At 63.9% G+C, this 16,195-nt stretch carries 12 protein-coding genes and 1 pseudogene; 7 read left to right on the plus strand and 6 right to left on the minus strand.

Annotated features, from left to right (window positions below):
* Nucleotides 1-25 precede the first annotated feature (25 nt).
* Together crr and C2U37_RS00530 are read left to right on the plus strand one after the other, a co-directional pair.
* Nucleotides 26-535 (plus strand): PTS glucose transporter subunit IIA, encoded by a 510-nt coding sequence (gene crr, locus C2U37_RS00525; protein WP_010673569.1) that lies wholly within the window; start codon nucleotides 26-28, stop codon nucleotides 533-535.
* A 254-nt stretch (nucleotides 536-789) separates the two neighbouring features.
* A pseudogene (locus tag C2U37_RS00530) lies at nucleotides 790-1,334 on the plus strand (cytochrome b).
* Nucleotides 1,335-1,415: 81 nt separating this feature from the next.
* On the opposite strand, the gene C2U37_RS00535 reads toward C2U37_RS00530, so the two are convergent.
* From C2U37_RS00535 to C2U37_RS00545, 3 genes are all read right to left on the minus strand, one after another.
* A complete protein-coding gene (locus C2U37_RS00535; protein WP_102948746.1) occupies nucleotides 1,416-5,171 on the minus strand; it encodes an AAA family ATPase in 3,756 nt (1,251 codons plus the stop codon).
* Nucleotides 5,168-6,394 carry an exonuclease SbcCD subunit D C-terminal domain-containing protein gene (locus C2U37_RS00540; protein WP_102948747.1) on the minus strand — a complete coding sequence of 409 codons (1,227 nt, stop codon included), beginning with the start codon at nucleotides 6,392-6,394 and terminating at the stop codon, nucleotides 5,168-5,170. Before C2U37_RS00540 ends, C2U37_RS00535 begins: the two co-directional genes overlap by 4 nt.
* A gap of 110 nt (nucleotides 6,395-6,504) precedes the next feature.
* The gene (locus tag C2U37_RS00545; RefSeq protein ID WP_010673565.1) at nucleotides 6,505-6,933 is read right to left on the minus strand and encodes a GNAT family N-acetyltransferase; all 429 of its coding nucleotides are present in this window, start codon (nucleotides 6,931-6,933) and stop codon (nucleotides 6,505-6,507) included.
* Between the two features lie 179 nt (nucleotides 6,934-7,112).
* Between C2U37_RS00545 and rdgC the strand changes: the two genes are divergently transcribed.
* A complete protein-coding gene (gene rdgC, locus C2U37_RS00550) occupies nucleotides 7,113-8,024 on the plus strand; it encodes a recombination-associated protein RdgC (protein WP_102948748.1) in 912 nt (303 codons plus the stop codon).
* 168 nt (nucleotides 8,025-8,192) lie between these two features.
* On the opposite strand, the gene C2U37_RS24960 is transcribed toward rdgC, so the two are convergent.
* Nucleotides 8,193-8,549, minus strand: coding sequence for a GDSL-type esterase/lipase family protein (locus tag C2U37_RS24960; RefSeq protein ID WP_223920367.1), 357 nt, complete (start codon nucleotides 8,547-8,549; stop codon nucleotides 8,193-8,195).
* A 9-nt stretch (nucleotides 8,550-8,558) separates the two neighbouring features.
* Complete coding sequence (locus C2U37_RS24965) at nucleotides 8,559-8,810, minus strand: hypothetical protein (protein ID WP_223920366.1); 252 nt, start codon at nucleotides 8,808-8,810, stop codon at nucleotides 8,559-8,561.
* 112 nt (nucleotides 8,811-8,922) lie between these two features.
* Between C2U37_RS24965 and ggt the strand changes: the two genes are divergently transcribed.
* Together ggt and ybaL are read left to right on the plus strand one after the other, a co-directional pair.
* Nucleotides 8,923-10,704, plus strand: coding sequence for a gamma-glutamyltransferase (gene ggt / locus C2U37_RS00560; RefSeq protein WP_102948749.1), 1,782 nt, complete (start codon nucleotides 8,923-8,925; stop codon nucleotides 10,702-10,704).
* A 374-nt stretch (nucleotides 10,705-11,078) separates the two neighbouring features.
* Nucleotides 11,079-12,710 (plus strand): YbaL family putative K(+) efflux transporter, encoded by a 1,632-nt coding sequence (gene ybaL, locus C2U37_RS00565; RefSeq protein ID WP_039039338.1) that lies wholly within the window; start codon nucleotides 11,079-11,081, stop codon nucleotides 12,708-12,710.
* A gap of 98 nt (nucleotides 12,711-12,808) precedes the next feature.
* Here the strand turns inward: ybaL and C2U37_RS00570 are convergent, their stop codons facing one another.
* On the minus strand, nucleotides 12,809-14,110 hold the full coding sequence (locus tag C2U37_RS00570; RefSeq protein ID WP_042864209.1) for a sigma-54 dependent transcriptional regulator: 1,302 nt from the start codon (nucleotides 14,108-14,110) through the stop codon (nucleotides 12,809-12,811).
* A gap of 346 nt (nucleotides 14,111-14,456) precedes the next feature.
* Here C2U37_RS00570 and C2U37_RS00575 point away from each other — a divergent pair, with 346 nt between their 5' ends.
* Both C2U37_RS00575 and C2U37_RS00580 read left to right on the plus strand, forming a co-directional pair.
* Nucleotides 14,457-15,035, plus strand: coding sequence for a hypothetical protein (locus C2U37_RS00575; protein WP_223924172.1), 579 nt, complete (start codon nucleotides 14,457-14,459; stop codon nucleotides 15,033-15,035).
* Nucleotides 15,036-15,222: 187 nt separating this feature from the next.
* Nucleotides 15,223-16,182 carry a hypothetical protein gene (locus C2U37_RS00580; protein ID WP_010673558.1) on the plus strand — a complete coding sequence of 320 codons (960 nt, stop codon included), beginning with the start codon at nucleotides 15,223-15,225 and terminating at the stop codon, nucleotides 16,180-16,182.
* The last annotated feature ends 13 nt before the right edge of the window (nucleotides 16,183-16,195 follow it).

Here is a 16,195-nt window from a genome sequence, read left to right on the forward strand (position 1 = left end):
ACAATCATCTCTAGGAGCTTTTACTATGGGTCTGTTCGACAAACTGAAGAAACTGGTTTCCGACGACAGTTCTGACACTGGCGGCATCGAAATCTTTGCCCCGCTGTCCGGCGAAATCGTCCCCATCGAAGATGTGCCTGACGTCGTCTTCGCCGAGAAGATCGTCGGCGACGGCATCGCCATCAAACCGGCCGGCAACAAGATGGTTGCTCCGTGCGACGGCACCATCGGCAAAATCTTCGAGACCAACCACGCGTTCTCTCTGGAGTCCGACTCTGGTATCGAGCTATTCGTTCACTTCGGTATCGACACCGTCGAGCTGAAGGGTGAAGGTTTCACCCGTATCGCTCAGGAAGGTCAACAGGTCAAGCGCGGTGACACTATCATCGAGTTCGATCTGGCCGTTCTGGAAGCCAAAGCCAAGTCTACCCTGACGCCTGTGGTCATCTCCAACATGGACGAGATCAAAGAGCTGGTGAAGATGACTGGCGCCGTGACCGTGGGCGAAACCCCGGTGATCCGCATCAAGAAATAATGCGCCCTGGCCTGACGCCAGCGACCGCCAAAAACCGAAGCCTGGTGCTTCGGTTTTTTTTTGCCCCTTCCATCCCCCGATACTCCATGGGCTCCCGCACAGGTCAGCATGACGGCAAACAGGCAGAAATGTTATCGAGATCAACACGGGCATAAGCAAGCCGAGTACCCTCAAGAGGGATACCTGCGGGTCCTTTGGCTCGATATGAGACGGGATGAAAAGAGATAAGCCGCTTAAGTGGCGAGGAGACAACGATGCTGAGAAATTCCGAACAACGTTATGGCAGCCTGAGCATAGGGCTGCACTGGTTGACCCTGCTGCTGATGATCGCCGTCTATGCGCTGATGGAGTTCAGGGACATCTTCCCCAAAGGGTCGGCCGGCCGCGACCTGATGAAGGAGTTTCACTTCATGGTGGGTCTGCTGATCCTGGCGCTGGTGGTCGTGCGCCTGCTGGTGCGCGTGGGTAGCCCTTCACCGCGTATCGTGCCCGAGCTCTCCCCCCTGATGCTCACGCTGGCCAAGCTCGCCCACCTGGCGCTCTATGGCTTCCTGATCCTCACCCCGCTGCTGGGCTGGCTGCTGTTGAGCGCAGGGGCAAGCCCATTCCCTTCTTCGGCCTGGCGCTCCCCGCCCTCATCGCCCCCGACGACGGCCTGAAGGGTACCATCAAGGAGCTGCACGAGACGCTGGCCAACATTGGCTATGCCCTGATTGCCCTGCACGCGGCGGCAGCCATCTACCACCACCATGTGCTCAAGGACAACACCCTGACCAATATGCTGCCCGAGCGCAAATAACCGGCGACGGGTTGCACACCAACAGAAAGGCCCCTGTGACAGGGGCCTTTCTGTTCATGGAGGGTCATGGGCGACACATCGTCAGCCGGGCAACACCACCCGGCTTTCGCCTCCGCCGAGGGCCTCCACCCGCACCTGCACGCCGATCCGCTCCACCAGGGTCTGCACGTGGGAGATGACCCCGATCTGGCGGCCGGCCGCCTGCAGGGAGTCAAGGCTTGAGAGCGCCAGATCCAGACTGTCGGGATCGAGGGTGCCGAAGCCCTCATCGATAAAGAGCGATTCGACCTGGGTCTGGCGCGACGACAGGCTGGAGAGGGCCAGCGCCAGCGCCAGCGACACCAGGAAGCTCTCGCCACCGGAGAGGGAATCTACCGAGCGCACCTCGTCCCCCATGTCGAGATCCACCACCTGCAGCGCCAGATCGGTGCCGGGCACCCGCTCCAGCCGATAGCGGGGGGAGAGCTCGGCGAGCTGGGCGTTGGCCTCCAGCAGCAGCCGCTCCAGCGTGAGGCTCTGGGCGAAGGTACGCAGCTTGGCGCCGCTGGCCGAACCGATAAGGTCACAGAGCCGCTGCCAGTGATCCGCCACCGCCTGCTGGGCGGCCAGCTCCTCCTGCAAGGTGCCCGCCTTGAGGGCCGCCGCCGCCGCCTGTGCCAGCGTGCTCTTGCACTGGAACAGCTGCTCGTCGAGGGCGCGGCAGTGCGCCTCCAGCGCCGTCAGCCGGCTGTCGAGTTCCTGGGGCGCCAACGCGGCCAGCTCGGGGTGATGCTCGCGGTAACGATCCCGCTTGCTCTCCTCCAGCGCCAGCGCCCGCTGCCGCTCGGTCAAACGGGTACGCGCCTCGGCGCGGGCATCCTCCAGCGCCTGCAAGGCGGCGCGGCGCCCCTTGAGCTCATCCGGGCTCATGGCCAGCAGGCGGTGCAGATCATATTCGGCGATGCCGAGGCTGCTGGCGTGGGCAGCCCAGCGCCCCAGCACCTCCCGTCGCCGCCGGCTGCTCACCTGCTTCTCCTGCTCCAGATGGCTGAGACGGGTCTTGAGCTCGGTCTGGCGCTCGCGCAGGGTGCGGGCCGCCCCCTGCATCGTCTCCAGCTCGCTGGCCAGTTGCTGCAGCCGCTGCTGCCAGCGGCTCTCGACCAGGGCAATCTCCTCCCCCCCCAGACAGGCAGAACGGCTTGTGACCAGCCCCTGCCGTTGCTGTTCATGCTCCTTGTAGTCGCGCTCGAGCTTGTGCAGCAGCTCACGCTGAGTCTGCAGACGCGCCTCCTGAGCACTCAGGGCCGGGGTGAGGCTGGCAATCTCGCCGGTCAGTCGCTCCCACTCGCTCTGGCCGTGCAGCCAGGCCTCGCAAGCCCGCTGCCACTCGCGCCACTGCTGGCTGCCCAGCCACTGACGCCAGGGCTGGCCTCCCATCTGCTCGTCGAGCCGGCTGCTCCCCTGCTCAAGGCGCTGGCGCAGGGTCGTTTCCTGCTCGCCCATCCCCTTCACCTCCCCTTCCAGGGCGATGCGCTGGCGATCGGCCTCCTGCCACTGCTGCTCGAACTGCTGGTGCTGGCTGGCCAGCTGGCTCAGTTGCTGGCGCACGGCCTGCAACTGCTGCTGCCCCTGCTGGGCCTCGCGCAGTTGCTGCTGGCTGCGGGCCAGCCCCTGCTCCAGACTCTGGCCGCGGCCGAGCAGGGTACTCATCAACTCGTTCCACTCGATTGGGCTCTGACGCAGCGGCAACGGATGGCCCAGCAGCTCGGCACCGCCCAGCTGCTGCCAACGCTGGGTCAGCTGCTCGGCGCGCGTCTCCAGCTCAGGTAGATGCTGCTGACGCACTGCCAGCTGGCGGGCCAGCTCCTGGCGTTCGCTCTCGCACTGAATGTATTGGTGATTGAGCCGCTCCCACTCGAGCTCCAGGCTGCGGACGCGCTCCGCCAGCTGGCCGAGAATACCGGCCACCTGCGGCTGGCTCTGGTGATAGGGGTGCTCCTCGGCGCCGCAGAGCGGGCAAGGTTCACCGTCGCGCAGGATGTGGCGATGCTGCTCGAAACTGGCGATGGCGCGGGACTGCTCCAGTGCGTGACGCGCCTCGTCCCGTTGCAGGGCGAGCCGCTCGCGGGCCGGCGTCAGCTCGTCGCCGAGGATGGCCAGCTTGCCGAGCGCCTGCTCCAGCTGGACGATCTCCTGCTGCAGGCGACCATGCTGCTCACCGTGATTGCGGCCATAGTCCGCCAGCTCCAACAGCTGGCGCAGCTGGCCCAGCTGCTCAGTCTGCCCTTGCCACTGCTCCTGCGCCTTGGCCAGGCGCCCCTCCCATTGCTGTTCCTGCAGCTCGTGCTGTTGCTGCTGCAGTCGCTCCTGCTCGCGCTGCCAATAGTCGCGCTCCTGCTGCCCCTGTTCCAGCTGATGTTGCAACTGCCTGAGGGCGCGCAGCTTGTGCTCGCGCAGGGTAAGGAGCTGCTGCAGCCTGTCGGCATCCTCGGCCCAATCCTGCATGGCGGTGAGCAGGGGCTGCCACTGGCGGGCCACCGGCGCCAGCTCCTTGTGCTCCTCAAGCCAGGCACCCCACTGCTGGTGCTGGCCCTTGAGCTGCTCCACCTGCTGGCACTGCTGGCGCCAGCCCTGCTCCAGGGTGAGCTGCACCTCCCGCTCCTGCGCCCCCTCCTGCTGGATCTTCTGCAGTTGCTGCTGCTTTTCCCGAATGCGGGTGTCGAACTCCTGCGCCCGTTTGAGTTCAGGCTGCAGGGCGCCCCACTCGCGCTCGGCGGCGATCTTCTCCGCCAGCAGCTGCTGTTCGGTGAGGGCGCTCTGCTGGGTCTGCTCCTCCAGCTTGCCAAGTTCAGGGCCAAGCTCGGCCAGCGCCTTCTCCTGCTGCTGCACCTCCAGGGTGAGGCGAGCCAGTTCGTCGTGATCCGCGCGGGCCACCTGGGCCTGCTCGGCGCGGACGAACTCCTCGCGCTCGGGAGCGGCCGCAGCGTGGGCAGCCTCGGCCGCGGCAAGGGCCTCCTCTCCCTCCTGACAGGCCTGCAACTGGGCAGCGATACGGCCGTTGAGATCGCGCAAGTCCTGCATCAGCTGCTGTTGCTGCTGCTCGTGCTTGAGGCTGGTGGCGAGGCTGACCTGCTGGCTCACCCACTGCTCGCGGGTCGCCTCGTCCATCAGCGCCACGTCACCGAGCCGCTGGCTGATGGCAGCCAGTTTCTGCTGCTCCTCCCGCGCCCGCTCATGGGTCTGGACCGAAATAGCGGAGTAGAGCTCGGTGCCGGTCATCCGTTCGAGCAGGGCCGAACGCTCGTCGGCGCTCGACTTGAGGAAGGCGGCAAACTCCCCCTGCGGCAGGATGACGGCGCGGCGAAACTGCTCCCAGGAGAGTCCCACCAGCTCGTCGATGCGATCCTGCAGCTCCCGCTTGCTGCCACTGAACACCTGGCCCGACGCCACGTCGGTCAGGCTGCGCTCCTGGGCCTGAAAGCGCCCCTCGGCGCGGTTGCGAGCCCGGCGCACCGCCCAGCGGGCCAGCCAGATGCGGCCGTCACAGCCGCGAAACTGCACCTCGGCAAAACCGCTGGCATGGCCGCGGCTGAGGATGCCGCGCACGTCGTTGGCCTTGAGCTTCTCCTCGTCATCCATGCGGCCCACTTCGGCCACGTTCTTGCGATTGGCGATAAAGCGCGGCATCTCGTCGTAGAGCGCCAGACAGATGGCATCGAGCAGGGTGCTCTTGCCGGCGCCGGTATTGCCGGTGATGGCAAACAGGCCGGCAGCCCCCAGGGCGCCACCGGCAAAATCGATGGTGAATTGACCGGTCAGGCTGGCCAGATTCTCCCCTGACAGCGACAAGATTTTCATGCATTTGCCTCCTTCACCTGCTCCAGGATCTCTTCAAACGACGCCACCAGTTCGGCCTCCGGCTCCCCGTCGAACTGACGCTGATAGCAGAGGCGAAACACCTCGGTGGGGGAGAGCTCATCGAGCCGGCGCTGGCCGGCACCGTCCGCCAGCCCCTGGCCCGAGCCCTGATAACTGGTCGTGATGCGGGCAAGGCGCACCGGCTTGTCGCCGATGGCGGCCAGCACGCGCTCGCGGATGCGGGCCTCGGGTTTGGGCAACAGCAGCCGCACCTCGAGGAAGGGCTGGGCCTGCTGCGGGCAAGCGGGCAGGTCCAGCGCCTCGATGGCCTGGAGCGCCTCGTCAAGGCCGCTCTGGGGCAGCCGGATCATCTCCACCGCACGGGGCACCGGGATCCGCTCAAGCCGGGCCAGCTTGCCCCCCTCAAACGTCACCTCCAGCACCTGATGGTTGTAATTCGCCTCGGCCAGTGAGAGCGGCAGCGGCGAGCCGCTGTAGTGCACCCCCTCGGCCGGGCTCTGAGCCAGGTGCAGATGACCCAGCGCCGTGTAGTCGGCGGTAGCAAACAGCTCGGCGGGCAGGGCATGCTGGTTGCCACCGAGCACCCGCCGCTCGGAGAGCTCGGAGAGCTGGCCCGCCGCCAGATAGGCGTGACCCATGGCGATGAGGGCCTGATCCGGATGGCAGCGCGCACGCCCCTCGCTCAGCACCGCCTCATAGACCTGGCGTACCCCTTCGATGAGTCTGTCCTGCCCCTCGCCGAGCCCGTCGGGGCGCAGATCGCTGCTGCGCAGAAACGGCACGGCGGCGCACCAGGCGGCCACCTCGCCGTTCTTGCCTCGCAGCGGCACCAGCAGGCGCTCGGTCTCGAGGCGCCCCTCGTCGTCCCGGCTGATGCTGCCCACCAGATGGAGGTCGAAAGCGCGCAGCAGCTCGTGGGGGGCATCCAGCTTGGAGGGAGAGTCGTGGTTGCCGCCGATGAGCACCATCTCCAGAGCCGGGTGCTCGGCGCGCAGCCGCGCCAGGAAGCGGTAGAGCTGCTGCCAGGCACTGGCGGGAGGGTTGGCGGTGTCGAACAGATCGCCCGCCACCAGCAGGGCGTCGATGTCGCGGGTCTTGATGGTGTCGGCCAGCCAATCGAGGAAGGCGTCGTGTTCGAAGCGGCGGTCGTGGCCGTGAAGCTGATGACCGAGGTGCCAGTCGGCGGTGTGCAGGATCTTCATGGAAAACGGCTCGATAAGGAGAAGAGAGCGGGGGCGAAGGCGCCCCGGGATGGAGACAAGATGAGGATGGAGCTCCCCGTTTTCAACCGGGGCAGCCCCAGACGTCAGATTCAGACGGCTTGGTAATGCATCTGGTACTGAAGATGACCGGTGAGGGGATCGGGCACCTCCCCCCCGATTTCAAAGCCGTGGCGGCGGTAGAAACGCACCGCCGGCTCGTTCTCCACGAAGACCCGGGTATGCAGCTCGGCACATCTGGATCTGGCTTCCTGCAACAGGGCGTGCCCCACCCCCCGCCCCTGCCTATCGGGGCGCACGAAGAGTGCAGCCAGGTAATCATCCACCAGTGCCATGAAGCCGAGCAGGTCCCCTCGCTCCTCGAACACCCAGATGCGGGCGTGATCGAGGTAGCGGGTACGCAGCTCCTCCTGAGCCTGCCACCAGCAGGAGGCATCGACGAAATCGTGGGCCTGCAGGGAGGCCAGGAGCCAGATTTCGACGATCTCTTCCATGTCTTCCGGCCGACTCTGTCTCAACATGGTCGCCTCCTTGTCAGCAATGTGAACACTCGCAGTCTAGGGGAGTTGGGCCCGCTCCCGGGGGATCAAGATGGGGCCCTGTGAGGTCGATCGCCCTTTATTTAGCGAGAATGATTGGCTGATCACAAAGCGCCTCTCTAGTACAATGCCCGCCGGACAATCTAGAGACCGAGGACGCCATGTGGTTTAAAAACCTGCAGATTTACCGCTTTACCCGCCCCTTCGACCTGACCGTTGAGCAGCTGGAAACCCAGCTGAAAGCCTGCGCCTTCACCCCCTGCGGCAGTCAGGACATCTCCCGGTTCGGGTGGGTCAAGCCCCTTGGCAAATTCGGCTCCACCCTGACCCACTCCGCCGCCGGCCACATCCTGCTGTGCGCTCGCAAGGAAGAGAAGATGCTGCCCGGCACCGTGGTCAAGGAGATGCTGGCGGAGAAGGTAGAGGCGATCGAGTTCGAACAGGGCCGCGCCCTCAAGAAGAAAGAGAAGGAGGCGCTGAAAGAGGAGATCATGCACACCCTGCTGCCCCGCGCCTTCAGCCGCACCAGCCAGACCTTCGCCTGGATAAACCCTGCCGACAACCTGATGGTGGTGGATGCAGGCTCCGCCAAGAAGGCGGACGATCTGCTGGCGCTCTTGCGCAAATCCATCGGCTCCCTGCCGGTAGTGCCGGTGGCCCTCAAGAACCCGCCCGAGATCACCATGACCGAGTGGCTCAACGAGGGCAACCTGCCCGCCGCCTTCACCCTGGAGGACGAAGCCGAGCTGCGCAGCGCCATGGAGCACGGCGGCATCATCCGCTGCAAGCAGCAGGATCTGATGAGCGAGGAGATCAAGAACCACCTGGCCAACGACAAGCTGGTGACCAAGCTGGCCCTCAACTGGGGCGAAACCCTGAGCTTCGTGCTGGGGGATGATCTCTCCATCAAGCGCCTCAAGTTCAGCGAAGAGCTGCGCGAGCAGAACGACGACGTCACCAGTGAAGATCCCGCCGCCCGCCTGGACGCCGACTTCGCCCTGGTCACCGCCGAGCTCTCCCAGTTCATCCCGGCCCTGTTTGCCGCCCTGGGCGGTGAAGAGCAGTCCATCTAAGCAAATTGGCTCAGCCTGATTGCAAAAAACCGCCTTCACGGCGGTTTTTTCATCTCCATCGGCATCATCGCCACGGGCTGGACGCCTCCGGGGTAGCGCCGCCGCGCAATACCCTGACCCCATTGATTGCGGCAGCATGGCGCACTGCCCCGGCAGCATGACACCTCGCTAGAGTGCCCCCCTTTCCTGCAACAGTCGATGAAGTCGCTGCGCCAGGGTGCGGTAACCCTCGGCATTGAAATGCACCGCATCGGACTTCAGGGCCGGGTCTCGCAGCAACTCGCCGATGCTGTCGTTGTCCAGCACCAGCCCGTACTGATCTGCCAGCTCTTCGTAGAGGGGAGCGCCATCGGCAAACAGGGATTTTCGGGGCACCCCGACAAGCAGGATCTGGGCCCCGCTCCCCTGCACCGCCTCTATCATGGCGGCGAGATTGGCCTTGAGGGCCGCCTCCCCGCTGCCACGCAGGATGTCGTTGCCCCCCTCCAGCAGGATGACCAGAGCGGGTCTGTACCGGGCCAGCAACCCGGGCAGTCAGACCCTGCCGGCCTGGCTCAGCTCTCCGGACACCCCGCCATTGACCACGGGATGGCCGCTCAGGTTCGCCAGCACGCTGGGGTAGCTTTGGGACGGGCTCACCCCGCGCCCCTCGGTCAGACTGTCCCCGAAGGCGAGCAGGGTCTCCCCCTGGGCCAGCGGTCTGAAGGTCGGCTCCCCGCAGGCCGTCAGCAACAGGCAGAGCAGCCCCGCCATGCAAGGTTTCGCCAGCGTCCCTCGGTGTGTCATGAGCGCCTCCTTGATAGTTTTGTAACCATATGAGTATTAAGACAAACTTTTAATCAAGCTCCAAGTGTGACACATTTCGGCAGGTGAACAAGAAACCGACAAGGAGCCTGTCATGTCCCTCAAACCCCTCGGCCTGCTGGTCGCCCTCGGCCTGCTTGGCGGCTGCGCCTCCCAGGATGGCTTTCACTATGTCCCTCCTCCCCAGACCCTGATCGCCCCGGAGGCGGCCAGCGGCTGGATTGACAAACCGGGCTGGCAGGGCCGTGACTTCATGGTGGCGGCGGCCAACCCGCTGGCGGTGGACGCGGGCTACCAGATCATCAAGGCGGGGGGCAGCGCCGTCGATGCAGCCATCGCCGTCCAGCTGGTGCTGACCCTGGTGGAGCCCCAATCCTCGGGCATCGGTGGCGGCTCCCTCATGCTGGTGTGGGACGGCAAGCAGGTGGCGGCGGTGGATGGCCGGGAGACAGCCCCCGCCGCTGCCACCGATCAGCTCTTCATGAAGGAGGGCAAACCCATGACCTTCTATGAGGGGGTGGTGGGCGGGCGCTCCGTCGGCGCCCCCGGCACGGTGCGTGCCCTGGCCCTGGCGCACGAGCGCTATGGCAAGCTGCCCTGGGCCACGCTGTTCGAACCCGCCATCACCCTCGCGGAACAAGGGTTCGTGATAAGCCCCCGCCTCGCCACCCTGCTGGCAAAAGATCCCTATCTGGCCGGGGATCCGGACGCCCGTGCCTACTTCTATCAGGCGGACGGTACTCCCAAGACGGCAGGTACCCGGCTCACCAACCCGGCCCTGGCCAGGGTGCTGCGTACCCTGGCAAGCGATGGCCCCGACGCCTTCTATCACGGCCCGCTGGCCGAGGCCATGGTGGCCAAGGTGCACGCCCACCCGACCAACCCCGGGGTGCTGAGCGCCGCCGATCTCGCCAGCTACCGGGCCAAGCTGCGGGACGGGCTCTGCTTTGACTATCGCCAGAGCGAGATCTGCGGCTTCCCGACCCCCTCCTCCGGCACCATCGCCCTTGGCCAGATTTTCGGCATGCTGGAGAGCCGGGACATGGCCGCCCTCAAACCGGTACAGGGGGAGCAGGGCCAACTGGCCGCCTCCAGCGAGGCCATTCACCTCTACAGCGAGGCGGCACGCCTCGCCTTCGCCGATCGCAACCAGTACGTGGCCGACGGCGACGTCGTCGACGTGCCGGTGACCGGCCTGCTGGACAAGGGCTATCTGGCGCAGCGGGGACACCTTATCGGCAACCGCTCCATGGGCGTCGCCCAGCCCGGCAACCCGCCCCGGGCGCTGGCCAGGGGCCGGGACGCCACCCCGGAGCTGCCCTCCACCAGCCACATCTCCATCGTGGACAAGAGCGGCATGGCGGTGGCCATGACCAGCTCCATCGAGGATGGCTTCGGCTCGCGGCTGATGGTCAACGGCTACCTGCTGAACAACCAGCTCACCGACTTCTCCTTCACCTCGGTGGACGCCGCCGGCCTGCCGGTGGCCAATCGGGTGGAGCCCGGCAAGCGCCCCCGCTCCTCCATGTCGCCCCTGCTGGTGTTTGACAAGGCAAGCGGCGAGCTCGAGATGAGCCTGGGCTCCCCGGGAGGCTCGGCCATCATCAACTACGTGGGCAAGGCGCTGCTCGGCACCCAGGATTGGGGGCTCGACCTGCAGCAGGCCATCAACCTGCCCAATTTCGGCAGTCGCAACGGCCCCACCGAGCTGGAGCAGGGGCGCACGCCCGACGCCGTGGTTCAGGGGCTCAAGGCCAGAGGGCACGAGGTCCTGCTTAACGAGCAGACCTCCGGGCTGCAGGGCGTCCAGCGCCATGCCGGCGGCTGGCTGGGAGCCGCAGACCCCAGACGTGAGGGGGTCGCCAGGGGAGAGTGATGCCCCTTCAGCACCCTCGTTCACCATGGAGGAGGCCCGCCTCCTCCATGCCGTGTGCTCATAGGTGTTCTCCCTTGCCTCCCAATATCATCATCGATTGATTATTCCTGCCAATTTTTCTTTAACTGCACACTCTTTTCACCCAATCGCAATGCATTAAAGATGCTTTTCATCAAAATCAATGAAAAAACTGGAACAGTGTTGCTCATGGCATATAAATGCATTACTTTTCAATAGAAACGGCATCTGTTGCCCTCAAGATTTCCCCTTGATACGGCCAACTTCTGTCTCTTTCGCCCCCTGCTCATTGACAGCTGCCCTCTTCGCCTTCGGGTGATCTGGTAGCCCCTGACTGCCATTAGCGAGGTGACGACATGGACCACTCACTCCCCCTTATCACCACCCTGGTAGGCGGCCTCGTGCTGGCCTACCTCTTCGGCATGCTGGCAAGCCGCCTGCGCATCTCCCCCATGGTGGGCTACCTCGCGGCCGGCGTGGTATGCGGCCCCTTTACGCCGGGCTATGTCGCCGACCTGCGGCTCGCCCCCGAGCTGGCCGAAATCGGCGTCATCCTGCTGATGTTTGGTGTCGGCCTGCACTTTTCCGTGAAAGACCTGCTGTCGGTGAAACACATCGCCATCCCGGGAGCCATCGTCCAGATAACCCTTGCGACCCTACTCGGCCTTGGCCTCTCCCAACTGCTCGACTGGACCGTGACCGCCGGCCTGGTGTTTGGCCTGGCCCTCTCCACCGCCAGTACCGTGGTGCTGCTGCGTGCCCTGGAGAGTCGCGGCCAGCTCGACACCAACGAGGGACGCATCGCCATCGGCTGGCTCATCGTGGAGGATCTGGTGATGGTGCTGGCCCTGGTACTGCTCCCCATCCTCGCCAACCTGCAGCAGGGGGGCGAGGCACTGACCCCGGCCCAGGTGATGGCGGATATCGGCCTGACCCTGGCCAAGGTGGCTGCCTTCATCGCCCTGATGGTCATCGGCGGGCGACGCCTCATCCCCTGGCTGCTGGCCCGCACCGCCGCCACCGGCTCCCGCGAGCTGTTCACCCTGGCCGTCCTCTCCTGTTCCCTGGGCATCGCTTTTGGCGCCGTCAAGCTGTTTGGCGTCTCCTTTGCCCTCGGCGCCTTCTTCGCCGGCGTCGTGATGAACAGCTCCCATCTGAGCCACAAGGCGGCCAACGACACCCTGCCCCTGCAGGACGCCTTTGCCGTGCTCTTCTTCGTCTCCGTGGGCATGCTGTTCGACCCCGTCATCCTGCTGCGCGAGCCCCTGGCCGTGCTGGCCACCCTGTTCGTCATCGTGATCGGCAAATCGGTGGCCGCCTTCGCCATCGTGCGACTCTTTGGCCACAGCCAGCGCACGGCGCTGACCATCTCCGCCAGCCTGGCCCAGGTGGGGGAGTTCTCCTTTATCCTGATGGGTCTCGGGGTCATGCTCGAACTGGTCCCCGGGGTCGCCCGGGATCTGGTGCTGGTCGGCGCCTGTTTCTCCATCGTGCTCAATCCGCTGGTCTTCAACCAGGTGGAGCGCTGGCTGAGGCGCCATCCCGAGCCACGCACCGATGAGTCACCTCACCTCTGCCCCTTGCAGGGCCATGTGGTGGTAGTGGGCGCCGACGAGATAGGTCAGCACCTCATCTGGCAGTTGCATGAACAAGGCAGGGAGATGGTGGTGATCGACACCGATGAGCGACTGCTGGCCCCCTGGCGCGCCATGGGGATCACCTGTCTGGCGGGCCATCCCATCCAGCAGGATCTGCTGACGGCGGCGCTGCCCAATGCCAGCTGGCTGCTGATCACCCTGGATGACAGCCTGCTGGCCGGTGAGATAGCCATCAGGGCGCAGGAATACGGCGCCCTGATGCGCATCGCCGCCTGTGCCCACCAGCACGAGGAGGTGCATCATCTGCGCGTGCGCGGCGTGCATCAGGTGGTCAAGAGCGAGGAGGAGGCTGCGCGGCGACTCTGTCACCTCGCCATGGAGATGGCCTGAAGCTCATCGGAAGTCACGAGTCCCGGCGACGGGACCAGACAAGCAGCCCGGGCCTGCTGCCCGGGCTTTTTGCATGACGGGGCGATACGGCCGTCCCCTCACAGCAGATCGTGCTTGTCCAGCAGGCGATAGAGGGTGGCCCGGGAGATATCGAGCGTGCGGGCCACCTCCTCGAGCTGATCGGGGAAGCGGGCCAGCGTCCGTTGCAAGGCCTGACGCTCCGCCGCTTCGCGCACCGCCTTGAGCGAGCCGTCGAGCAGCAGGCTGTCCATGTTGGTCAGCTCCATGTCATCGGCTTCGATGAAGGGGCCGCTGCACATGACCGCCGCCCGCTGCACCCGGTTGCGCAGCTCCCTCACATTCCCCGGCCAGCCATAGGACTGCATGGCCTGGCGTGCCTTGCGGGTGAAGCTGAGCACCCGCCCGCCCCGCACTTCCGCCAGAATGTCATCGGCAAGGAGCTGGATGTCTTCCGCCCGCTCGCACAAGGCCGGGGTACGCAGGCGCACCACGTTGAGCCGGTAGTAGAGATCCATGCGAAAGCCGCCGCTGGCCACCGCCTGCTCCACATCGATATTGGTGGCCGCGATGATACGCACATCCACACGACGCGACAGGTGGCTGCCCACCGCCTCTATGCACTGCTCCTGCAAGAAGCGCAGCAGGGTTGCCTGATCCTCCAGCGGCAGCTCCCCTATCTCGTCGAGAAACAGGGTGCCGCCATCGGCGGCCTCTATCTTGCCTATCTTGTGGTGCTGTGCCCCGGTGAAGGCCCCCTTGACGTGGCCGAACAGCTCGGACTGGATGAGCTGATGGGGCATGGCCCCGCAATTGACCGCCACGAAGGGGCTCTCCTCCCCGAACGTGCTGTAGTGCAGCTCCCGGGCCACCAGCTCCTTGCCCGTGCCGCTCGGTCCCGTCACCAGTACGGGCAGGCGGCAATGCTGCAACCGCACGATCTGGTCGCGCAACTGGCGGATGGGGGCGCTCTCCCCCTGGATGAAACGCAGTTGGGGTTGCAGTCTGGGGCGGTGTCGCCGGATGAGGCGCGCCATCCCCAGGGCATGTCCCAGGCTGTGGGAGAGCCTGTCTCTGTCCAGGGGAAAGGTGTGAAAATCATGAAAACAGGCTGCCAGCAAATTGCGAAGGGCTTCGCTGGCGAGACAGTCCCGCTGGATGAGGCCGATCCACAAGGCGCCGGAGTGCTGCGCAATCAGGTTGTAGAGGGCTTCGTGCTGCTGATGCTCGATCACCACCAGCACCAGGGGATAGTCCTTTTCCTGCAGTTTTTTCTCTGCCACCACCAGGGAACTTGCCTGCTCCACCTGCCACTCGCCTTGTTCCAGCAGGCTTTCCAGTACGGCACATGAATTGATGAGCAACAATGCCGTTTCTGTCATAGGGACAACTCCTTGTTATCGCCACTGCATGAAGGAGTCTGACGACTTGTCCAGATAACTCCCTTTATCATCAAATGGCGCCATTTAATATGGCCAGACGATGATAACTATAAACCATCCCGCCTTTAGATTGATGGCACCACAATATTGAGACAGCCAAATTATCCGTGAGAAAAAATAAATCCATTGATAAATAAGCGCTTACTTCACGACATAATATGTCGCTCTCAATATTGAGACGTAAAAACAATTATATCAAATAAAAAACAACTAAAAATCATATGGTTGTAAATTGGCATGGTCGTTGCTCTCTCCAATAAGCCCTCCTGGCATATGGAGACAGAACATGAAAATATATATTGCATTGGCAGCATTTCCTTTTCTGGCATTTGCCACCCCCTCAATGGCACAAAACCGGGTCGATCTCGGTGCTCAGGCATTGAGCAATATTCGTGGTTCCATGGGCGTCAATATGGTTGCCGGCAATAACAACCAACAAGGCAATCTTGCCGCCATCGCCATTTCGGGTCCGGCCGTCATTCAATTTGGTCAGCTGAATCAATCCACCACCAATCTGAACGGCAGCCAGAGCGTCGCCATCCTGGGCTCGGCCCTGAGCCAGAACCGGGGACTGGTCGGCATCAATCAGGGGGCGGGTGAGGGCAACCAGCAACTGAACGCCTTCGCCCTGTCCCTCGATGACAGCGGCCTGGGTGTCGTGACCGACATCAATCTCAGCTCCAGCGTCGCGAAGACCCCGGGGGGAAAGCCCCCCGCCAACACAACTACCAGCATCTATCTGGATGACACCGCCCTCACGGGCAGCAAGGGGGTCATTCAGGTGAACCAGGTCACGGGACAGGGAAACCAGTCAGTCAACATGGTTTCCCTGCCCCTGGCTGGCGCAGTAACGGCATCCCCATGATGCCGCAGGGATAGGAAGCCAGGCCCGGGGGTATCAGCCGATGGGCATATCTTCCGCTGAAAGTTCAATGGAGAGACTCATTATGCGTGGACTTATTTATAGCTCATTAGCCGCCGCGGTCATCATGGCCATGTCGGGCACTGCATCCGCCGATTACCGCGGTGACAGAGATGAGACAGGGGCAACCTTGACCAAGAAGGTCAAGGCAGAAGTCGATGTGGAATACGAAGGCAGGGTCAATGTCGGCGGCTACATCAACGTCAACAAACTCGGCATGGCCGTCGTGGACAACCAGCAGTCCAGTTCCATGATAGGCACCGCCAATACAAGAACGGAGAACACGAGCAAGATCGACGGCTCGTTCAAGGGTGCATCCGGTAACATCGGCGCCAACGTCGCAGCCGGTGACTCCAACGTACAGGGCAACAGCGCTTCCCTGGCCGCCTATGACGAGGTCGATGCCGAGTTCATCATGGGTCGTGGTCAACAACAACATGGCGCCCCTGGCGGATCGTCGGATGCCGAGGTCTTCTCCACCCAGAGCGCCAGCAACAACTGGACGACCAATCACGGCCATCAGAACAAGGCCGGTGTGGGCGATGGGGCCTTCAAGGATGCCGCAGGCAACATCGGGGTCAACGTGACCTCGGGCTCGGGTAACGTCCAGGCCAACAACATGGCAGCCTCCGTGTCCACCGGCAACATGGCCGTGGCCACCGTGGCCAACAGCCAGAGCGTCTCCAAGAACATGACCGAAAACCAAAGCCTGAGCGCAACCAAGACGGTTGACAAGGCAGGTGTGTTCCTCGGTCTCAAGGCTTGGGGCGATTACGAGGGGGGCGGTACCGGCCATGATGTCAAGAAAGGACATGGCCACGACAATGACAACGACAGGTACGGCAACAACAACCCGAAAGATGATGGCAAGTTCGAGTTCAAGGAAGAGGGTGACATCAAGCTCAGTGGGTACGCCGTCGGGTATATTCCCGTGGTCAACACCTACACCAGCCGCGAAACCTTCAACCGGGCAACCATCGATGGCGGCGCCTTCAACGGTGCCGTGGGCAACATCGGGGTGAACGTCTCCTCGGGGACCAACAACCTGCAAGCGAACAATCTCTCGCTGGCCGCAGGGTTTGCCAAGTAAGTCGATGCGAGGG

The organism is Aeromonas sp. ASNIH1 (genome assembly GCF_002934285.1).
In the GTDB taxonomy this organism is placed as follows: domain Bacteria; phylum Pseudomonadota; class Gammaproteobacteria; order Enterobacterales; family Aeromonadaceae; genus Aeromonas; species Aeromonas caviae.

Coding starts and splice junctions, on each gene's coding strand:
- crr (WP_010673569.1), top strand. CDS start 26: ATGGGTCTGTTCGACAAACTGAAGAAACTGGTTTCCGACGACAGTTCT.
- C2U37_RS00535 (WP_102948746.1), bottom strand. CDS start 5,171: ATGAAAATCTTGTCGCTGTCAGGGGAGAATCTGGCCAGCCTGACCGGT.
- C2U37_RS00540 (WP_102948747.1), bottom strand. CDS start 6,394: ATGAAGATCCTGCACACCGCCGACTGGCACCTCGGTCATCAGCTTCAC.
- C2U37_RS00545 (WP_010673565.1), bottom strand. CDS start 6,933: ATGTTGAGACAGAGTCGGCCGGAAGACATGGAAGAGATCGTCGAAATC.
- rdgC (WP_102948748.1), top strand. CDS start 7,113: ATGTGGTTTAAAAACCTGCAGATTTACCGCTTTACCCGCCCCTTCGAC.
- C2U37_RS24965 (WP_223920366.1), bottom strand. CDS start 8,810: ATGACACACCGAGGGACGCTGGCGAAACCTTGCATGGCGGGGCTGCTC.
- ggt (WP_102948749.1), top strand. CDS start 8,923: ATGTCCCTCAAACCCCTCGGCCTGCTGGTCGCCCTCGGCCTGCTTGGC.
- ybaL (WP_039039338.1), top strand. CDS start 11,079: ATGGACCACTCACTCCCCCTTATCACCACCCTGGTAGGCGGCCTCGTG.
- C2U37_RS00570 (WP_042864209.1), bottom strand. CDS start 14,110: ATGACAGAAACGGCATTGTTGCTCATCAATTCATGTGCCGTACTGGAA.
- C2U37_RS00575 (WP_223924172.1), top strand. CDS start 14,457: ATGAAAATATATATTGCATTGGCAGCATTTCCTTTTCTGGCATTTGCC.